The organism is Streptomyces sp. NPDC047061, assembly GCF_040643955.1.
Taxonomy (GTDB): domain Bacteria; phylum Actinomycetota; class Actinomycetes; order Streptomycetales; family Streptomycetaceae; genus Streptomyces.
Genome location: NZ_JBEYVI010000011.1, coordinates 18,364 through 36,733, shown reverse-complemented (window position 1 = coordinate 36,733; position 18,370 = coordinate 18,364). Strand labels below are relative to the sequence as shown.

Sequence of the window (18,370 nt, the reverse complement as noted above, 5' to 3'; positions counted from 1 at the left end):
GGCCGGGCGCACACGCGGCTCCCTAGTCGCGCGTGCGCCCCGACATCGCGTCCCAGAAGCGGTCCAGTTCGCGGACGCGCATGCTCACCCAGGGCGGCGTCTTTCGGTGCACGAGCCGGGGAAAGCACCGCCGTACGGGTCCCGGCAGCAGCACCTGCTGCTGCCGGCAGAAGGGCTCACGGACCTCGCCCCGGGGCACTGTGCCCCGGGGCGGGTACGGGCACAGCTGGAACTTGCAGTCGGCCAGACAGGTGGTGCCCGGTGCGGGCGGCGCGGCGGTGCCCGGCCGCAGACCGGGCCGGAGCGGCTCACGGCTCACGCGGATGCACGGCGGGAGCGGCGTCCCCGAGCGCTCGGCGCGGGCCATGCGCTCCTCGACCTCGTCCGGGTACCCGTCCCGCTCCACCAGGTTCAGCATGAGCAGCACGTCGGCGACGAGGCGCTGGGCGCGTCCGTCGAGGGTGCTCCACCCGGCCGACGGCGGTATCCACAGGTTGTGCCTGCGGTAGCCTCCGTTCCGTTCGATGCGCGAGCCCACGTTGTCGGTGACGGTCTTCTCGTCGATCCACAGGAAGCGCTCGGGCTGCCCGGTCTCCAGCGCCATGGCCACCAGGTCGGCGGCCTCGGCGACGAACGGATGGAGTGTCCGCCGAGGCGCGTCGCCGTTGGTGCCGGGCGGGCCCGGCGGGCCGTTCACCGTGCCCGCCATGGAGAGCCACCGCTGCACCGTCTGCACCGCGCTGGTGCCGGCGATCGCGCGGGACGGCCCCTGCCGTCCGCCGGAGCCGTTCTCCCGCCAGGCCGCGCCGTCCGCCTCCCGTTCGTGGTGGCCGGCACTGTCCGGAAGCTCCCACAGGCACAGCGCCTGAAGCAGCGTCAGCTGCGTGTACCAGCACCGGGACCGCTGCAGCACCGTCTCCGCCTGCCGGATCAGGTCGACCCGGCTGCCCGGATACGAATACGGGTGGCGTTTGCGCCGATTGGCCGCGAACTTGAAACCCTGGGCCAGCGCGGCCTCCAGGGCGAGCGGCAGGTCGGGGGCGCCATGGGTGTACTCCGGATCGAGATGACGCATCCACTTGGTGAGACGTTCGCGGGCCTCGTCACGGTGGGCGTCGTCGACGGAGCCCACGTACATGGGAATCGTCCAGGCCCGCATCACGAACTCTCTGGACAGCTCGATGCGGTCCTTCCGGTACCGCTGCCTGGTCTCCTTCCGGCGCTGCTGCAGGCGGTCGACCTCCGCGGCCGACCTGTCCCACGAGGACGTGCGGGCCGTCATCGCGTCCCGCATCCACCCGTTCCAGTCGCGGTCCTGCTCCCTCTTGCGGTCCCTCAGGCCGCTGACCGTCTCGTCGTACTCCCTGATGGGGTCGACGCTCTGGCCGTACTTCTCCCTGATGACCGCGAACGCCGGGTTTCCGCCGCTGCCCAACTCCTGGCTGACGGCCAGGCGCACGGCATACGAGGGATCCGCCTTGCCGATCTGGAAGAGGTAGTAGTAGAGGAGCATGGTGTCGGTCTTCGCGGAGGCCGCGCGCAGTGCGGTGCCGAGCTGCCTGGCCAGCCTGCGCTTGGCGTCCTCGACGGTGCGCCGGTCACCCTTGATGTCGGGCCAGCGGTCGTACACCTTCTTGACGATGTCGCTCAGCAGGCGCGGCCTGGCTTCGGCGCCGTCGACCTCCAGGGCCGCCGCGTACAGGTCGAGGGCCTTGGGATCGTCCGTGCGGCGGTTCGCCGCCGTGAAGAGCCGGTCGGCCATGGGACGCCCGTACACCGGAGCCTGCCGCCACAGCTCGTCCCGGTACTTGCGCAGCTCGGCCCCGACACTGCCGCCCTTGGCCGACTGCTCCGCCGCCCGGCGACGGGCGAGCAGCACCAGGGCGATGAGCAGCTCACGGCTGGGGCCCGGCGGCCGCAGCGCCAGCTCGATCAACTCGCCGGCCTCGCGCTCGCCGAGGTGACTCAGCATGCGGAAGCCGAAGTAGGCCTGGAGGGTGCTGTGCGGGAAGCGGATCCTCTTCTCGAAGCTCTCCGCCAGGCGGAGCTTGTTCGCGTTGGCCGCGAAGCGGGCGAACGCGATCTGGCACTGGCCCATGTCGCCCTCGCGCAGACGTTTGCTCTCCCTGGGGCTCAGACGGTCGCAGAGCGCGTTCCAGATCCGTTCCCGGTGCCACTCCGAGAAGGTGTTCCCACGCTTGCCGTACCGGTCGAAACTGCGCGCCGTGGCCCACAGATGGTCCGCCCGGGCCGTTGTCCGCCGCGTCGGACCCGGGTGGACGTCATCGCCCAGCAGTTCGGCGAAGCCGACCTCCAGCCTGTCCTGGAGCAGTCCGATGCACGCGAGCGCCGAGACCACCTCGACGGTGTCGTCGCGTTCCTGGGGGCTCAGCTCGACGTCCTCGCGCAGCCGGCCCTCGCGCACGGCACGGTCCCACGTCTCCAGCAGCCACAGCCGCAGCGTGCTGCGGTCCCAGCTGCGGGTGTCCAGCCGATGGGCGCCGTTGCGCAGACGGCTGCGTTCCAGGCCGCCGTGGCGGTGCAGCTCGCGGGCGATCTGGAGGTAGATGGGTGATTCGGTGACCTCCGCGGTCTCCACGATCCAGTCGACGCGGCGCTCGTCGGTCTCCGGGTCCCGCGCCTCGACGAAGCGCAACGCCTCCTCCTCGCTCAGCGGTTCGAGCTCCACGATCGCGGCGGGGGTGCTCTCGAGCGGGCTGTGCGGCCGGGACGCGATGACGAGCGGCAGCTTCTCCTCGTGGGCGCGCTCGATGGCCTTGCGGATGATGTTGTCCCGGTCCTCCTGGAACCTCTCGTCGAGCACCGCCTCCTCCAGGCCGTCGGCGATGACCACCACCTTGTCGTCGGCGAGGAGTTGCTGCCAGACCCGGTCGTTCTTGCCGCGCGCCAGGATGCCCCGGGGCGCCTCCTCGGCGAACCGTTCCCTGGCCATGCGCTCGAAGTTCAGGTCGCCGCCGACGGCGTCCCGCAGCCGTATCGGCACGGGAACGGCGTGCTGATCGGCCAGGAGTTCGGTGAGCCGCACCAGAACGGCGGTCTTGCCCGTGCCGATACCGCCGACGAGCAGATAGGGCCTGCGGGTCTCGCGCTGCCGCAGTCGCTGGGCGATGACCCGGGCGATCTCCTCACGGCCCACGATCTCGGAGATGTCCGGCCCCGCGGTGCGTACCAGTCGGTGCGGCTCCTTGCGTGCCTTGGCGAGGTAGCGCCTCTTGGTCCAGTGGTACCAGAAGAACAGGAACGCCGCCGCGGCGACCGAGGCGGCGAGGAGCGGACCGAGGAACCGCAGGACGGCGTCGAATCCGTCCTCGGACCGGTGCCGCCACTGCTCGAAAGGGGTCGTGCGGTGGGTGACCAGGATCCAGATGCCCTCACCGACCCAGGCGAGGAACAGGATCAGGAGGGTCAGCCAGACCACCCGGTTCAGATTGGTGTACGACCACCACCTGCGCCAGTTCTTGGGGCGGGTGGTGTTGCGGCGGGCCTCCAGCCAGATGGTCAGACTGTGCCAGCGGCCCAGAAAGAACCGCCGGAGCCGGCGCCACGCCCGCCTCGCGTCCAGCGTCGCCATCGGCGCACTGCGTGGCCGGACCTTGCCCGGCGGGTGACGGACGATTCTCGACATGGTGCCTCTCCTTCCGAGACCGGATCTCGGCACGGAGGACCCGCGGGCACCTAACTCCATGGAAAGCACTCCCGTCACACTCCGCAACTCGACTGCCCGCAGGGCGGAAAGGGACGGGACATCCCCCGGAGAATCCGGGCGCACGTGGTCGGAGTCCTCCGGCAGACTCGGCACCATGGACATCACGATCCGGCCCGCGGAGCCGACCGAGTACGCACCCCTCGGCGAGATCACCGCCCAGGCCTACCTCCGGGACGGCCTCCTCGACTACGGCGAGGGCGACGCGTATCTGCCCGTGCTGAAGGACGTGGCGAGCCGGGCGGCCGCCGCCGACGTGCTCGTGGCCGTGGACGGCGAAAGACTCCTCGGCGGCGTCACCTTCGTCGCCGGCCCCGGCCCGGTCGCCGACATCGCCCGCCCCGGCGAGGCCGAGATCAGGGCGCTCGCGGTCGCGCACGAGGCCCGCGGCCGAGGCGCCGGCGAGGCGCTCGTACGGGCCTGCGTCGACCGCGCACGGGCCACCGAGGGCTGCACGGCCGTCGTCCTGTCGAGCCAGCGGAGCATGCACACGGCCCACCGCATCTACGAACGCCTGGGCTTCGTCCGCACACCGGAGCGGGACTGGAATCCCGTGCCGCACCTGGACGACCTCACTCTCCTCACCTATCAGCTGACGCTCTGACACCACCGCGACACAACATCTGGGGGTGACACGACAACCCGGCACTAGATGTATGCTCATGCTCGCTGTCGCCGCAGGGGAATCCGGTGCGAATCCGGAACTGTCCCGCAACGGTGTACTTGTGCATGTTCGTGCACAGGAGTCAGTCCGAGGACCTGTCGACAGCACGCCCGGCCATCCGGCGAGGGCGTTCTGACGTCCGGGCCTCGTGGAGTGGGCCGGGGACGCGACACGCGTGCATGCGCCCGTGTGCTGCCTCCTGCCCTCCGCCAGGCCCCGAGCCCAGCGAGGGAGAGCCCCACGTGACCATCGCGCCAGCCGACCCGGCCTCAGCGACCAGCTCTGTGGAATCCGTGACGGACGACGGTCCCGGTACCGCGTTGCTGCGGACCCTGACCGAGCTGACCGCCGACCTCCCCGACGCCGACCCCGGCCGGGTCGCCGCCGCCGCGTTGCGTGGCCGGTCGGCGCGGGCCGACGAGGCGGAGTTGCGCGAACTGGCCACCGAGGCCGCCGCCGGTCTCATCTCCGAGGACCCCGCCTACTCCAGGCTCGCCGCCCGGCTGCTGACGATCTCCGTCCGTGCCGAGGCCGCCTCGCAGGGCGTGACGTCCTTCATCGGGTCCGTCGCCGTGGGGCACCGGGAGGGGCTCATCGCCGACCGGACCGCCGAGTTCGTACGGCTGCACGCGGCCCGCCTCGACGCCCTCGTCGACCCGAACGCCGACGACCGCTTCGGCTACTTCGGGCTCCGCACGCTCCACAGCCGTTACCTGCTGCGGCACCCGATCACCCGCCGCGTGATCGAGACGCCCCAGCACTTCATGCTCCGGGTCGCCGCCGGTCTCGCCGAGGACGACACGGTGCGGTCGGTCGACGAAGTCGCCGCGCTCTACGGCCTGATGAGCCGCCTCGACTACCTCCCGTCCTCCCCCACCCTCTTCAACTCCGGCACCCGGCACCCCCAGATGTCGTCCTGCTACCTCCTGGACTCCCCGAAGGACGAGCTGGACTCCATCTACGACCGCTACCACCAGGTGGCCCGGCTCTCGAAGCACGCCGGCGGCATCGGTCTTTCGTACTCCCGGATCCGCAGCCGCGGCTCGCTGATCCGCGGCACGAACGGGCACTCCAACGGCATCGTGCCGTTCCTGAAGACCCTCGACGCCTCGGTCGCCGCCGTGAACCAGGGCGGCCGGCGCAAGGGCGCGGCCGCGGTCTACCTGGAGACCTGGCACTCCGACATCGAGGAGTTCCTGGAGCTGCGCGACAACACCGGCGAGGACGCCCGCCGTACCCACAACCTCAACCTCGCGCACTGGATCCCGGACGAGTTCATGCGCCGGGTCAACGCCGACGAGCCGTGGTCGCTGTTCTCGCCCGCCGACGTGCCGGAGCTGGTGGACCTGTGGGGCGCCGAGTTCGACGCGGCCTACCGCAAGGCCGAGGCCGACGGGCTCGCGCGCAGGACCATCCCGGCCCGTGACCTGTACGGCCGGATGATGCGCACCCTCGCGCAGACCGGCAACGGCTGGATGACCTTCAAGGACGCGGCCAACCGCACCGCCAACCAGACGGCCCTGCCCGGTCACGTCGTCCACTCCTCGAACCTCTGCACGGAGATCCTGGAGGTCACGGACGACGGCGAGACGGCGGTCTGCAACCTCGGTTCGGTCAACCTCGGCGCCTTCGTGGACACCGCGAGCGGCGACATCGACTGGGAGCGGCTGGACGAGACCGTCCGTACCGCCGTCACCTTCCTCGACCGGGTCGTCGACATCAACTTCTACCCGACCGAGCAGGCGGGCCGGTCGAACGCCAGGTGGCGGCCGGTCGGACTGGGCGCCATGGGCCTCCAGGACGTCTTCTTCAGACTGCGGCTGCCCTTCGACTCCCCGGAGGCCAAGGCCCTCTCCACCCGGATCGCCGAGCGCATCATGCTCGCCGCGTACGAGGCCTCCGCCGACCTCGCCGAGCGCAACGGCCCGCTGCCGGCCTGGGAGAAGACCCGTACCGCGCGGGGTGTGCTGCACCCCGACCACTACGGCGTCGAGTTCACCTGGCCGGAGCGCTGGGCGGCGCTGCGCGCCCGGATCGCGTCGACCGGTCTGCGCAACAGCCTCCTCCTCGCGATCGCCCCCACCGCCACCATCGCGTCGATCGCCGGTGTCTACGAGTGCATCGAGCCGCAGGTCTCGAACCTCTTCAAGCGCGAGACGCTGTCCGGCGAGTTCCTCCAGGTCAACTCCTACCTGGTGCAGGACCTCAAGGACCTCGGCGTCTGGGACGCCCGCACCCGCGAGGCGCTGCGCGACGCGAACGGCTCGGTGCAGGACTTCGCCTGGATCCCCGAGGAGGTACGGCGGCTCTACCGCACGGCGTGGGAGATCCCGCAGCGCGGCCTGATCGACATGGCCGCCGCCCGCACCCCCTACCTCGACCAGGCCCAGTCCCTGAACCTGTTCCTGGAGACGCCGACCATCGGCAAGCTCTCCTCGATGTACGCGTACGCCTGGAAGTCGGGCCTGAAGACGACGTACTACCTGCGCTCGCGCCCGGCGACCCGGATCGCCCGCGCGGCCCGAGCCACCGTCCCCGTGCAGCAGACGGCTCCCGAGGACGCCGTCGCCTGCTCCCTGGAAAACCCCGAGTCCTGCGAGGCCTGCCAGTAATGACCAGCGACAACAAGAACCTTCTCGACCCGGGCTTCGAGCTGACCCTGCGCCCCATGCGCTACCCGGACTTCTACGAGCGCTACCGGGACGCCATCAAGAACACCTGGACCGTGGAGGAGGTCGACCTCCACTCGGACGTGGCCGACCTCGCGAAGCTCACGGCCGCCGAGCAGCACATGATCGGCCGTCTGGTCGCCTTCTTCGCGACGGGCGACTCGATCGTGGCGAACAACCTGGTGCTCACGCTGTACAAGCACATCAACTCCCCGGAGGCGCGCCTGTACCTGTCGCGCCAGCTCTTCGAGGAGGCCGTGCACGTCCAGTTCTACCTGACCCTGCTGGACACCTATCTCCCCGACCCGGACGACCGCGCCGCCGCGTTCGCCGCCGTGGAGAACATCCCCTCCATCCGTGAGAAGGCCGAGTTCTGCTTCCGGTGGATGGACTCGGTGGACAACATGGACCGCCTGGAGTCGAAGGCCGACCGCCGCCGCTTCCTGCTCAACCTCATCTGCTTCGCCGCCTGCATCGAGGGCCTGTTCTTCTACGGCGCCTTCGCCTACGTCTACTGGTTCCGCAGCCGCGGTCTGCTGCACGGCCTGGCCACCGGCACCAACTGGGTGTTCCGTGACGAGACGATGCACATGAGCTTCGCGTTCGACGTCGTGGACACCGTCCGCAAGGAGGAGCCGGAGCTCTTCGACGACGAACTGCGGCAGGAGGTCACCGACATGCTGCGGGAGGCCGTCGAGGCGGAGCTGCAGTTCGCCCGGGACCTGTGCGGTGACGGCCTGCCCGGCATGAACACCGACTCCATGCGCCAGTACCTGGAGTGCGTCGCCGACCAGCGGCTCGGCCGCCTGGGCTTCGCCCCGGTGTACGGCTCGGAGAACCCGTTCTCCTTCATGGAGTTGCAGGGCGTCCAGGAGCTGACGAACTTCTTCGAGCGGCGCCCGTCCGCGTACCAGGTGGCGGTGGAGGGCACCGTCGACCTGGACGAGGACTTCTGAGCCGCCGTACGCCGGCTACTTCAGGTCGAGCACGTCCCCGGCCGACACCTTCCGCGAGGTGGTCGTCGTGCCGGGGAAGTACCAGCGCCAGCTGCCGGAACTGGAGCTTGACCTGCTGCCCCGTGGCCCGGCACACGGACGTGGTCGCGCTCATCTACCGGATCGTCTTGGACGTCCCCACGATGACGTTGCCGCCGCCGTTGACGACGGTCTTCACCACCCGGATGTCGCCCCGCCCCTCCGCGTGGACTCCGGTCGCCGTCGTCAGCACCAGGGCCGCCGCCCCGCCGGCCGCGGCCCAGGCCGTTCTGCCTCTCATGATCCTCCCCTTGTCGTGCGCGAGCCAGGAGAGGCTATGCGATCAGGGACCTTCCCCGGTGGGCGGTGTCCCGGGCGCGCCCGGCTTCCGCGGTCCGCCGCGCCTCCCTGATCTGCCGGTCGATGCGCCGGTCGCGCAGGACGCCGAGCGCGGACGGGAGGGACATGAGGACCAGGATCCCGAGGACCAGGACCATTCCGATGAGACCTTCGATCTGGTTTCCGTTCATGGACACTACTGTGGCGCCGAATACTCCTTACCGTGAGTGGCAGCACTGCCACACACCCTCGAATTACTGCCAGCCGCGAGGCACACTGGCAGCATGCTGAAGAACGTGGCCACAGTGCTCCTCGACGGTGTGCACCCCTTCGAGCTCGGAGTCGTCTGCGAGGTCTTCGGCCTCGACCGCTCCGACGAGGGGCTGCCGGTGTACGACTTCGCGGTGGTCTCGGCGGAGGGACCGGCGCTCGGCACCCATGTGCCCGGCCTCACCGTCTCCACGCCGTACGGCCTGGACCGGCTTGAGGAGGCCGACCTGATCGCGGTGCCGGCCTCGGACGCCAACATCGCCCGGGACTACCCGCCCGAGCTGCTCGCCGCACTGCGCCGGGCGGTGGACCGGGGGGCCAGGGTGCTCAGCGTCTGCTCGGGCGTCTTCGTGCTCGGCGCGGCCGGGCTGCTGGACGGGCGCCGCTGTGCCGTGCACTGGCGCCACGCGGACCTGCTGGCCCGCCGCTTCCCGCGAACCCGGGTGGAACCCGACGTGCTGTACGTCGACGAGGACCCGGTGATCACGTCGGCGGGCACCTCGGCCGGTATCGACGCCTGTCTGCACATCGTGCGCAAGGAGCAGGGCCCGGAGGTGGCGACGAAGATCGCCCGGCGGATGGTGGTGCCCCCGCACCGGGACGGCGGCCAGGCCCAGTTCATCGAGCGGCCGCTGCCGGAGGGGCCCTGCGACACGGTCGGCGGGGTGCTGGCCTGGATGACGGAGCACCTCGACGAGGAGGTCACCGTCGAGCAGCTGGCCGCCCGCGCCCTGATGGCCCCGCGCACCTTCGCCCGCCGCTTCCAGCAGGAGACCGGCACCACGCCGTACCGCTGGATCCTGCGGCAACGGGTGCTGCTGGCACAGGAGTTGCTGGAGGGGACGGACGAGACGATGGACGCCATCGCGGGCCGGACCGGCTTCGGCACGGCGGCCGCGCTGCGGCACCAGTTCGTACGGTCGCTGGGCACGACGCCGAACGCCTACCGGCGCGCGTTCCGGGGCCCTGAGGCCGCCTGAGCGCGCGCCGGTATCAGGCGTGATCCGCCGGTCGGCAGGTCACCAGGGCACGGGTGCGAGCAGCAGCCGGTGCGGGCGCAGGGTGATGCCCACCCGGGTGGTGTCGTTCGACCCGGCGACCTGTTCGAAGCGGTACCTGGCGCACAGGGCCGCGGTGATCAGGCTGAGCTGGGTCATGGAGAAGTGGTCGCTGGGGCACTTGCGGTTGCCGACGCTGAAGGGGCTCATGGCGTACTTGGGCACGTCCTTGGCCCGCTCAGGAAGCCAGCGGTCCGGGTCGAAGTCGAGGTGCCCGGCGTACGAGTGCGGGTCGCGCTGGATGGCGTAGGGGCTGTAGACGATGTCCGCCCCGGCCGGAATGCGATAGCCACCGAGCTCGGTGTCGGCCTTGGCGCGCCGCGTCAATATCCATACGGCGGGCCGCAAACGCATCGCCTCGACGACGACATTGTTGGTGTGCGTGAGCCGCCGAACGTGCTCAAAACCAACCGGCTGACCGCCCGTCACCGATTCGACCTCGGTCCGTACCTTCTCGGCGTGTTCCGGGTGTTCGGCGAGCACCTGGAGCAGCCACATGATCGTGGAAGCGACTGTTTCGCTTCCGGGGGTGAGTATCGCGACCACCTGGTCGTGGATCTCCTGTTCCCCGATCGGGTCGCCATTCTCGTCCTTCGCCGCGAGCAATGCCGTCAGCAAATCGTCCGGCTTTTGACCAGATGCCCGCCGCTCGGCGACGATCTCGTCGACGAGGAGATGCAAATCGGCCAGGGCACGGTTGAATTCGCGGTTGGCCGGCAACGGCAGCCTGTACAGCGGGCCGAGTGGTACGACCATCCGCCGGTACATACCGCGGAAGACGCTCGCGAGATCGACGCTGAGCCGCTCCGCGCGCTCGTCCATGTACTCGCCGCGCAGCAGGCAGCGGGCGGCGATGCGGACGGCGACCCGGAAGGACTCCGAGGTGCAGTCGACGGTGGCGCCGGGCTGCCAGCGCTCGGTCAGCGCGTGCGCCTCCTCCTCCATGACGGGCCCGTAGTCCGGGATCGCGGAGAGGTTGAACGCGGGCTGGATGGTGCGGCGCTGACGCCGGTGGCGCGGGCCGTTGGCGGTGGCCACGCCCTCCTTGCCGAGCAGCCCCTCCAGGGACTCCCACAGCGGGCCGGCGATGACGAAGTCGGGGTTCAGGGCGAGGGCCCCGGTGAGCTCCGGGGTGGTGACGGCGTACACCTCCTTGGGGCCGAGCCGGAGGCGCACCATGTCGCCGTGGGCGCGCAGCCGGGACATGAAGGCGAGCGGGTCGCGGACCAGCCGCCAGCCGTGCCCGAGTATCGGCACACCGCCGCCGGCGAGGGGCGGTTCGCGCAGTTCGGCGTGGTCGGAAGTCTCCGCGGTCGCGGGGTTCACGGACTCGACGGTCATTTCTCACCTGCCGCTTCGTTGTTGACGTACGGGGGCGTGGACCGGTCGTCCCAGCTGTCGACCATGTAACGGCCGGATTCGTGGTGGAACCAGTAGACGGAGCTGAACCAGTTCCGCATATTGCCGACGCAGGCCGTGACGGCGGCGCCGAGTTCCTTTCCGCGCACGGTGCCGTCGTCGAGCTGATCGGCGAACCGCAGCGCGATCCGTTCGGCGTCCAGGAATTCGCTGATGCATTCCTCGACGCGTCGCCTGACTTCCTCGACCGCCTGTTCCAGGCTCATTCCCTCATGGGTGACGAGACTGATTCCGAGATTGTGCACCTCGTCGCCCGCTATTTCCTTGGGAAGTGAGCAGAGGTCGTTGTACCAGGCGGCGAATTCCTGGCTGAGCAACGCCGGCCGGCGGTACGCCGGGTTTTTCCTCACCGCGTCCGGGAGTTCGGTCCCGGCGCTCGGCTCCAGCAGGTCCGTCCATATCCAGTGGGCGAAGGTGAGGCGCCGCAGGGCCAGGTACTCCTCGACCCCGGGAACCTGTCCCGCCCTGCGGTTGCGGAACTCGCGGTCGTAGGCCTCGATCACCGCGTGGAAGTGCCGGGCGAACCGTTGGTTCCAGGTCACCGGCAGGAACGAGTACAGCCGCGCGACGCTGTCCGCGAACCCCGCGACCAGGGTGTCCGGGTGGTGCAGGTGGTGCAGGGGCGCGTCGAGGGCCGTGTGCAGCCGGAACCGCAGCCGCCGCCAGTCGGCCGGCCTGCGGTGCACGGCGTCACGGTCGTGCCGGTCGTCCCAGACGAAGAACCAGGCGCTGTAGTCGCATATCGCCTGGATGACCTCGTCGGACGCACCCAGGTAGTACCCCGCCATGAGGTCCGTGTAGCAAAGGCCGTCGGCATATTCCTGAACCTTGTCGGCCGGCATCAGTCGCTTTTCCAGCAGCCAGAGGCGGGTCTTCTCCTGCAGCTGGGGCCAATACGGATGCAGTTGCCGGGGAAACTCGGCCTCGACCACCGGGAGGGCGAGTTGTGGTGGAACCGCGACCGCCGTCGGCGTCGATGTGGTGCTGTGTGGGAAAGCATGCACGAACAAACCCCTCTCAGCCGAGCCAGGTGCGCACACCCCTCCCGCTGTGCCGGGCGTGCGCCGTTGCGTATCCCCGCAGTTCCCATTCAGCACCACAACTGACCAGTCTGGGAACGGATTTGCTTCACTCACTACCCCACAGTGCCGAGAATCTCCCCTTGTGTGACTGATTAAGGATCGCTAGGGGTGCACAAAGGATCGAATGTACGACGCACAGACGAGCGAGTCTGACCGAACATGACGAACGCCTGGTCGGATGGTTCCCGACCAGGCGTCACAGCTGTCCTGCAGCGTTCCCTGCGTATCAGTCGTTGGCGACCACGGGGTAGCGTGGCTCGTTCTCGGCCATCTGCCGCAGCGCGTCCTTGCGCTCGCGCTTGGAGAGCCGGTCGATGTACAGGTAGCCGTACAGGTGGTCGGTCTCGTGCTGCAAACACCGAGCGAAGTAGCCGGTGCCGCGCACCTTGATCGGGTTGCCCTTCTCGTCCTGCCCGGTGACCTCGGCGTAGTCGGGCCGGGCGAGCGGGGCGTAGGCGGTGGGCACCGACAGGCACCCCTCGTTGCTGTCGTCCAGCCGCCGCTTGTCGGCGGGCAGCTCGACGAGCTTCGGGTTGCACACCACGCCGACGTGCCGGGCGCCCGCGTCGTCCTGGCAGTCGTAGACGAAGACCTTCAGGTCGACGCCGATCTGGTTGGCGGCGAGGCCGACGCCCTCGGCGGTCCGCTGACTCGCGAACATGTCGGCGACGAGCTGGTCCAGCTCCGCCCCGAACTCGGTGACGTCCTTGCACTCCTTGTGCAGCACCGGGTTCCCGACGACGGTGATGGGCCGCGAGGTCCCCCGCGCACGCCAGGCGTTCTCGCGCTCCTCGGCCCCCTCGGTGTCGACGACGAACCCCTCGTCGTCCACGGGGAGCACGCCCGCGTGCTGCTGATCGGTGTCCTGCTGGGCCATGACGGACGTAAGCCTTCCTAGGTAAAACGGGGGTGATGTTGCGAATACAGGGTACGTGGCAGCGTCCGTTCAGGGACGCGCCCCGAAGGGGCGCGGGGAACTGCGCGACAAGCCCCCACCGGCCCGCACCCGACGAGCGGCGCTCAGCAGACCTCTTCCAAATCCCGCCAATCCCGGGAGTCGGGGCTGTCCGCAACCCACCCGTCCAACAACCCCCTCACCAGCGAGGCCGGCGCAGCCACCCCGCACTCCCGCTCCGGTACCCACAGCTGCCCGTCCGTCCGATGCCCGAGCGGCCCCGGATGCCCCGGCTCACTGTGGTCGTGGGGATCCAGGTGCACCCCGTCGCCCTCGTCGGACGGCATCCGCGACTCCGAGCACATCCGGCACAGCAACCGCACCGAGGAGGACCAGTCCTCCGCCGCGAACCCGGCATCCCCCGCCAGCTGCTCCAGCGCGTCCCGGTCCGCCTCGGTCGCCGCCTCCAGCAGCACCACCCAGGTCGGCACCGGCGACGGCGCCCACAGCTCGATCTCGTCGAAGACGGGGTACGCGTGCCCGGTCGCCGTGGTCCGCTCGCCGTGCGGCACCCCGTCGTGGAGGACGACCTCGCCCCAGCGCCGCCCGGACGAGGGAAGCGGAATGGACTGCACCTCGATGCGGGCGGGGTCCAGCCGCCGCCCCCACACCACCTCGGCCTCCCCCTCCGGGGACAGCCGTACGGCGGCACTGCCCAGGTCCATGCCGTCCGGCTCACCGGACGCGGTGGCGCCGCCCGGCACCCGCAGCCCGTACGCCTGCCAGGCCCGCCGCGCCAGCGGCCAGTCCTGCAGCGCGGTCGCGGCGATGCCCACGTTCCACCAGTCGGGCGCCCCGGTCTCCCGGTCGAGCAGGGCCACCGCCCGCAGCCCGGCCGCGCGGGCCTGCTCCCAGTCGTGCCGGAACTTGTGCAGCAGGGCGAGGTTGAACCAGGACTCCGACAGCCAGGGTTCCAGGTCGGCGGCACGTGTCAGCAGCTCGCCCGCGTCCTCGTACCGGCCGTCACCGATCAGCGTGAACGCGCGGTCGGTGGCCTGCCGCCAGGAGGCGGAGGGCCGGTGCCGTCCCTTGCCGAAGATCCTCACGATTCCCGCCTGCCAGTTCCATTTCCGCACAGTGGGCTGGCTTGTGCCCCCGGACATCACCCTCTCCCTCGCATCCAACCACGTACGACGGGAGGGCCGCTCATTACCCATGGGTTACCCAGCCGCGCGCAAGGTCAGACAGTCTCTGGAGAGCACGCGGGCCAGCGACTCCACGACCTCGGGAGCGTAGTCCCCGGCAGTGGCGAGGCGTAACTCCTCCAGCGCCGTCAACGGCCCGCCGGGCCCGGAATCCCGTGCCTTCTCCTCGTACGCGTTGACGGCCCGCACGATCCGGGCGGCGACCGGCTGCTCCCGGTACGGGTCGGCCTGCCGCTCCACGACCACGGCGACCGTCGCGTCCACCCCGGTCTGCCGTACGACGGCTCCGCCGAGCAGGGCGATCCGCCGCTGCTCGGCCGCCGGCAGCCCGGCGGTGGCCCCGGCGGGCACCGGGTCGACGAGGCTGAGCTGGCCGATGTCGTGCATCAGCGCCGCGTACTCCAGCACGGTGAGCTCCGCTTGGGACAGCCCCAGGTCCCGCCCGACGGCCTGGCTCAGCGTGGCCACCCGGCGGGCGTGCCCGGCCGGGGTGTACCCCGCTATCTCGGTGGCGCGGGCGAGCGAGGCGATGGTCTGCCGGTAGGTGGCCCGGACGGCCGCGTACCGGCGCAGGGACAGCTGGGTGAGGAGCAGGGGGAGACAGAAGACGGGCAGCGCCCACAGCCCCACGACGGCGACGGCCAGCGCCATCACCGCGCCGGTGGCGCAGACGGCGGACCCGATGCCGAGCAGCCCGCGCAGCTCGTCCCGCAGCAGTGGCCCGAACGGCCACCCCGTGCGGGAGTGGGCCTGCCCGGCGGCGAGCACGGCGTCGCAGAGCGCGGTGAGCACGAGCAGCGCGACCAGCAGCAGCGCGTACGCCGGTCCACCCCACTGCTCCAACACGCCCCTGCTGTAGAGGGGTTGGAAGCAGACGGCGGCGAAGCCGACGGTGAGGACGCGGCGGGTGAGGTGGTCGAGGGTGGGCCGCCGCCCGTGGGCTATGTGCGGGACGTTCCCCAGCAGCGAGGCCGCGCAGACGACGGTGACGACCTGGAAGGCCCCGTCGTGCGTGGCCACCCCGGCATCGGCGCCGAGCAGGGCGTAGGCGAGTCCGCCGGCGGCCCCGAGCGGGGCGGCCTCCCGCACCTCGGCGCCGGTCCACCGCGCCCACTCCCCGATGCCGACGAGCACGCCGAAGGCGAGGGCGATGCCGCGGTCGTCGAGGCCCTCCCAGAGGGTGCCGGCGAGACAGCCGAGAGCGAGGAGCAGGGCGGCGAGACGGATGCACCCGAGCGCGCCGGGACGGCCGAGGCCGAGTCCCGGGACCGGACCGGCGGAGCCACCGCCGACGGAGTCACTGCCGACAGTGCCACTGCCGACGGGACCGCGGCCTGCCTGTGCGGAGCCGCCGCCGGCCCGTCCTGGGGCGTACGCCTGCTCACCGGGCGTCACAGGGCACCTCGCCCGACACTTTCGCGGTCACCGCCCGGCGGACCGGAGACGACCTGGTCGGACGAGCCGGACGAGCCGGACGGGCCGGACGGGCCGGAGTGGTCGTTCCGATCGGCCTGGTCGACCTGATCGGCCTGGTCAGCCTGGTCGTCGGCCTGGTCGGTCCGATCGACGTCGGCGGTGACCGCGGGGTGCCAGCCGTGTCTGGCCAGTGCTCGCGTCAGGGCGTCGACGACCCCCGCGTCGAAGTGCCGCCCGGCGCACCGCCGTAACTCCGCCACCGCGGCGGCCACCGGCCGGGCCCGGCTGTAGGAGCGGGTCGACGTCATCGCGTCGAAGGCGTCGGCGACGGCGACCACGCGGGCGGATTCCGGGATCTGGGTGCCCACCAGTCCGTAGGGATAGCCGCTGCCGTCGATGCGCTCGTGGTGGTGGAGGATCGCCGCGCGGGCCTCGCCGAGGAAGGAGATCCCGCGCACCATCTCGTGGCCGTACTCGGGGTGCAGTTCGATGACCCGCCGTTCCTCGGGGGTGAGCGGCCCGTTCTTGCGGAGCAGCCGGGTGGGCACGCCCAGCTTTCCCACGTCGTGGAGGATGCCGGCGAAGCGGAGCACCTCCACCCGGTCGTCGTCCATGCCCAGCTCGCGGGCGATCATCACGGAGGCCTGTCCGACCCGCTCGCTGTGCCCGCGGGTGTACCCGTCCTTGATGTCGACGGCCTGGACGAGCGCGCGGATGGTGGCCTGATGGGCGGCGCGCTCCCGGTGGTACTGGGCGAACACCCACCAGGACACGCACATCGGCAGCAGGACGAGCAGCGCGGCGACGGGACCGTAGGGGCTGCGCCAGAGCACCGCCATCATCAGCCCGGCCAGCCCGTGCACCCCGACCGGGGCGAGCGAGCGGGAGAGCAGGCCGCGCCAGGCCCGGCGTACCGGCACTCTCCCCCACTGCCCCGAAGGCGTGGGAGGTGCCCCCATGGCGACCGCGAGGATCCCGCCGTCGAGGAGGGCGAGGACCGCGCAGAAGGCCAGCACGGCCGCGCCGCAGGGCAGCAGCGCGTACGGGAAGTCGGAGTCCACCACCGCGTCCCGCCCGCCCAGCGCCCAGTGCACACACCCGGCGCCCCACACCGCGAGCGCCAGTTCGGCGGCCCGCCAGGTCCGGCGCAGTGCCTGCGGCCGTTGCTCGGCGCGCGAGAGCAATGCCCCCGGCAGCGGTACGAGCGCCGCGGCCGGGGGCGGCAGCAGGAAGGCGCCGGCGAGCAGCACCGGGTAGAAGGTGCCGCCCAGACGGCGCCGTACGACGTGCTCGCAGGCCGCGTACAGCGCGGCGAGGAGCGCGACGGCCCACCAGGGCGTGCGTACGCCCGGCAGCTGCAGTACGCAGAGCAGGGCGGCGAGGGCGACACAGGTCACGTACGCCCGTACGCGTGCCGGAACCGCCTCCATCTCGCCCCTCCTCCGACCATGCCTGTCCAGGCTCCGGAGCCTAGGGCGGAAGCCGGAGGGTCCGGGGGCTTATGACCGGAGGATTAGCACGTTCGGGTGACGGGACGGCGGGGCGGGAACGGCCCGGCACCGTCGCGGTCAGCTCTCCGGCGCGACCGGAGTGACCTGTGCGGTCGGCGCGACCGGAGCGGCCTGGGCAGCCGTGACGTCGTGTTCCGGGACGGTCTGGCCGGAGCGGATCAGGTCCAGCCGCCCGAGCACCTTGGCCCGCAGGTCGCTGGGCACGTCGTCATGCCCGCAGCACCGCTTGACCAGCTTCTTCACGGCCTGCTCCAGCCCGTACTTCTCCAGGCAGGGGGAGCACTCGTCGAAGTGCTGCTTGAACTTGACGCGATCGACGTCCGGCATCTCACTGTCGAGGAACTCGTACAGATGATCGAGTACCTCACTGCAGTCCGTCTCGTGCGGCTCTCCGCAGCTCATGAGCCCGAGCCTTTCGCTTCGTTCGACTCCCCGGCGCCGGCCGGTACGAGCCCGCGCTCACGCGCGTAGTCCTCCAGCATGCCGCGCAGTTGACGGCGGCCCCGGTGCAGCCGGGACATCACCGTACCGATGGGTGTCCCCATGATGTCCGCGATCTCCTTGTACGCAAAGCCCTCTACGTCGGCCAGATAGACGGCGATGCGGAATTCCTCGGGGATCGCCTGCAGCGCTTCCTTCACGTCCGAGTCGGGCAGGTGGTCGAGCGCCTGCGACTCCGCGGAGCGCAGACCGGTCGACATGTGCGACTCGGCGCGGGCGAGCTGCCAGTCCTCGATCTCCTCGGCCGCGGAGCGCTGGGGTTCGCGCTGCTTCTTGCGGTACGAGTTGATGAAGGTGTTCGTGAGAATGCGGTACAGCCACGCCTTGAGGTTGGTGCCCTCGCGGAACTGGTGGAAGGACGCGTACGCCTTGGCGTAGGTCTCCTGCACGAGGTCCTCGGCGTCGGCCGGGTTCCGTGTCATGCGCAGCGCGGCCGAGTACATCTGGTCGAGGAATTCGAGCGCGTCCCGCTCGAAGCGCGCGGTGCGCTCCGACGTCGACTCCGCGCTGACGCCCTGGCCCTCGGGCAGCTCCGCCTGGCCGTTGTCGGTCCCTGCGTCGGTACCGGTGACCGGACCCACCTCCTCAAGATCCCGGGCAGGACCAAAACCGATCCCACTCGTCTCGGAGGATAGAACACGAC

The 18,370-nt window shown here is 70.7% G+C and carries 15 protein-coding genes and 1 riboswitch; of the genes, 4 read left to right on the top strand and 11 right to left on the bottom strand.

Going from position 1 to position 18,370, the window contains the following annotated elements:
• Positions 1-22 precede the first annotated feature (22 nt).
• On the bottom strand, positions 23-3,646 hold the full coding sequence (locus ABZ887_RS18065) for an ATP-binding protein (protein ID WP_361289954.1): 3,624 nt from the start codon (positions 3,644-3,646) through the stop codon (positions 23-25).
• A 175-nt stretch (positions 3,647-3,821) separates the two neighbouring features.
• Here ABZ887_RS18065 and ABZ887_RS18060 point away from each other — a divergent pair, with 175 nt between their 5' ends.
• The 3 genes from ABZ887_RS18060 (at position 3,822) to ABZ887_RS18050 (ending at position 8,013) form a co-directional block, all read left to right on the top strand.
• Positions 3,822-4,328: a GNAT family N-acetyltransferase gene (locus ABZ887_RS18060; RefSeq protein ID WP_361289951.1), complete on the top strand. Its 507-nt coding sequence runs from the start codon at positions 3,822-3,824 to the stop codon at positions 4,326-4,328.
• Between the two features lie 77 nt (positions 4,329-4,405).
• Positions 4,406-4,484, top strand: a riboswitch (cobalamin riboswitch).
• Positions 4,485-4,630: 146 nt separating this feature from the next.
• Positions 4,631-7,000, top strand: coding sequence for a ribonucleoside-diphosphate reductase subunit alpha (locus tag ABZ887_RS18055; protein ID WP_361289948.1), 2,370 nt, complete (start codon positions 4,631-4,633; stop codon positions 6,998-7,000).
• A complete protein-coding gene (locus ABZ887_RS18050) occupies positions 7,000-8,013 on the top strand; it encodes a ribonucleotide-diphosphate reductase subunit beta (protein WP_361289945.1) in 1,014 nt (337 codons plus the stop codon). Before ABZ887_RS18055 ends, ABZ887_RS18050 begins: the two co-directional genes overlap by 1 nt.
• A gap of 154 nt (positions 8,014-8,167) precedes the next feature.
• Here the strand turns inward: ABZ887_RS18050 and ABZ887_RS18045 are convergent, their stop codons facing one another.
• Positions 8,168-8,332: a hypothetical protein gene (locus tag ABZ887_RS18045; protein WP_361289942.1), complete on the bottom strand. Its 165-nt coding sequence runs from the start codon at positions 8,330-8,332 to the stop codon at positions 8,168-8,170.
• Between the two features lie 34 nt (positions 8,333-8,366).
• Positions 8,367-8,561 carry a hypothetical protein gene (locus ABZ887_RS18040; protein WP_361289939.1) on the bottom strand — a complete coding sequence of 65 codons (195 nt, stop codon included), beginning with the start codon at positions 8,559-8,561 and terminating at the stop codon, positions 8,367-8,369.
• 93 nt (positions 8,562-8,654) lie between these two features.
• Between ABZ887_RS18040 and ABZ887_RS18035 the strand changes: the two genes are divergently transcribed.
• Positions 8,655-9,620: a helix-turn-helix domain-containing protein gene (locus tag ABZ887_RS18035; protein WP_361289936.1), complete on the top strand. Its 966-nt coding sequence runs from the start codon at positions 8,655-8,657 to the stop codon at positions 9,618-9,620.
• A 39-nt stretch (positions 9,621-9,659) separates the two neighbouring features.
• Here ABZ887_RS18035 and ABZ887_RS18030 read toward each other — a convergent pair whose 3' ends face one another.
• The 8 genes from ABZ887_RS18030 to sigR all read right to left on the bottom strand — a co-directional run bounded on the left by ABZ887_RS18030 (position 9,660) and on the right by sigR (position 18,308).
• Positions 9,660-11,039, bottom strand: coding sequence for a cytochrome P450 (locus tag ABZ887_RS18030; protein WP_361289933.1), 1,380 nt, complete (start codon positions 11,037-11,039; stop codon positions 9,660-9,662).
• Positions 11,036-12,121 (bottom strand): epi-isozizaene synthase, encoded by a 1,086-nt coding sequence (gene cyc1, locus ABZ887_RS18025; protein WP_361290442.1) that lies wholly within the window; start codon positions 12,119-12,121, stop codon positions 11,036-11,038. Before cyc1 ends, ABZ887_RS18030 begins: the two co-directional genes overlap by 4 nt.
• A 304-nt stretch (positions 12,122-12,425) precedes the next feature.
• Positions 12,426-13,076: a peptide deformylase gene (gene def / locus ABZ887_RS18020; protein ID WP_361289930.1), complete on the bottom strand. Its 651-nt coding sequence runs from the start codon at positions 13,074-13,076 to the stop codon at positions 12,426-12,428.
• Between the two features lie 143 nt (positions 13,077-13,219).
• The gene (locus ABZ887_RS18015; protein ID WP_361290439.1) at positions 13,220-14,200 is read right to left on the bottom strand and encodes a hypothetical protein; all 981 of its coding nucleotides are present in this window, start codon (positions 14,198-14,200) and stop codon (positions 13,220-13,222) included.
• 114 nt (positions 14,201-14,314) lie between these two features.
• Entirely contained in the window at positions 14,315-15,526 is a 1,212-nt protein-coding gene (locus tag ABZ887_RS18010) for an HD domain-containing protein (protein WP_361290436.1), read from the bottom strand.
• Positions 15,527-15,690: 164 nt separating this feature from the next.
• A complete protein-coding gene (locus tag ABZ887_RS18005; protein WP_361289927.1) occupies positions 15,691-17,145 on the bottom strand; it encodes an HD-GYP domain-containing protein in 1,455 nt (484 codons plus the stop codon).
• Between the two features lie 138 nt (positions 17,146-17,283).
• Positions 17,284-17,628, bottom strand: a complete 345-nt coding sequence (rsrA, locus tag ABZ887_RS18000; protein WP_361289924.1) for a mycothiol system anti-sigma-R factor — start codon at positions 17,626-17,628, stop codon at positions 17,284-17,286.
• Complete coding sequence (gene sigR / locus ABZ887_RS17995; RefSeq protein ID WP_189267612.1) at positions 17,625-18,308, bottom strand: RNA polymerase sigma factor SigR; 684 nt, start codon at positions 18,306-18,308, stop codon at positions 17,625-17,627. Before sigR ends, rsrA begins: the two co-directional genes overlap by 4 nt.
• Positions 18,309-18,370 lie beyond the last annotated feature (62 nt).

Bases quoted from the DNA above. Each gene is read 5' to 3' on its own strand.
- ABZ887_RS18030 (WP_361289933.1), bottom strand. From the start codon at position 11,039: ATGACCGTCGAGTCCGTGAACCCCGCGACCGCGGAGACTTCCGACCAC.
- ABZ887_RS18065 (WP_361289954.1), bottom strand. From the start codon at position 3,646: ATGTCGAGAATCGTCCGTCACCCGCCGGGCAAGGTCCGGCCACGCAGT.
- ABZ887_RS18060 (WP_361289951.1), top strand. From the start codon at position 3,822: ATGGACATCACGATCCGGCCCGCGGAGCCGACCGAGTACGCACCCCTC.
- ABZ887_RS18035 (WP_361289936.1), top strand. From the start codon at position 8,655: ATGCTGAAGAACGTGGCCACAGTGCTCCTCGACGGTGTGCACCCCTTC.
- ABZ887_RS18005 (WP_361289927.1), bottom strand. From the start codon at position 17,145: ATGGAGGCGGTTCCGGCACGCGTACGGGCGTACGTGACCTGTGTCGCC.
- ABZ887_RS18045 (WP_361289942.1), bottom strand. From the start codon at position 8,332: ATGAGAGGCAGAACGGCCTGGGCCGCGGCCGGCGGGGCGGCGGCCCTG.
- def (WP_361289930.1), bottom strand. From the start codon at position 13,076: ATGGCCCAGCAGGACACCGATCAGCAGCACGCGGGCGTGCTCCCCGTG.
- ABZ887_RS18040 (WP_361289939.1), bottom strand. From the start codon at position 8,561: ATGAACGGAAACCAGATCGAAGGTCTCATCGGAATGGTCCTGGTCCTC.
- ABZ887_RS18050 (WP_361289945.1), top strand. From the start codon at position 7,000: ATGACCAGCGACAACAAGAACCTTCTCGACCCGGGCTTCGAGCTGACC.
- rsrA (WP_361289924.1), bottom strand. From the start codon at position 17,628: ATGAGCTGCGGAGAGCCGCACGAGACGGACTGCAGTGAGGTACTCGAT.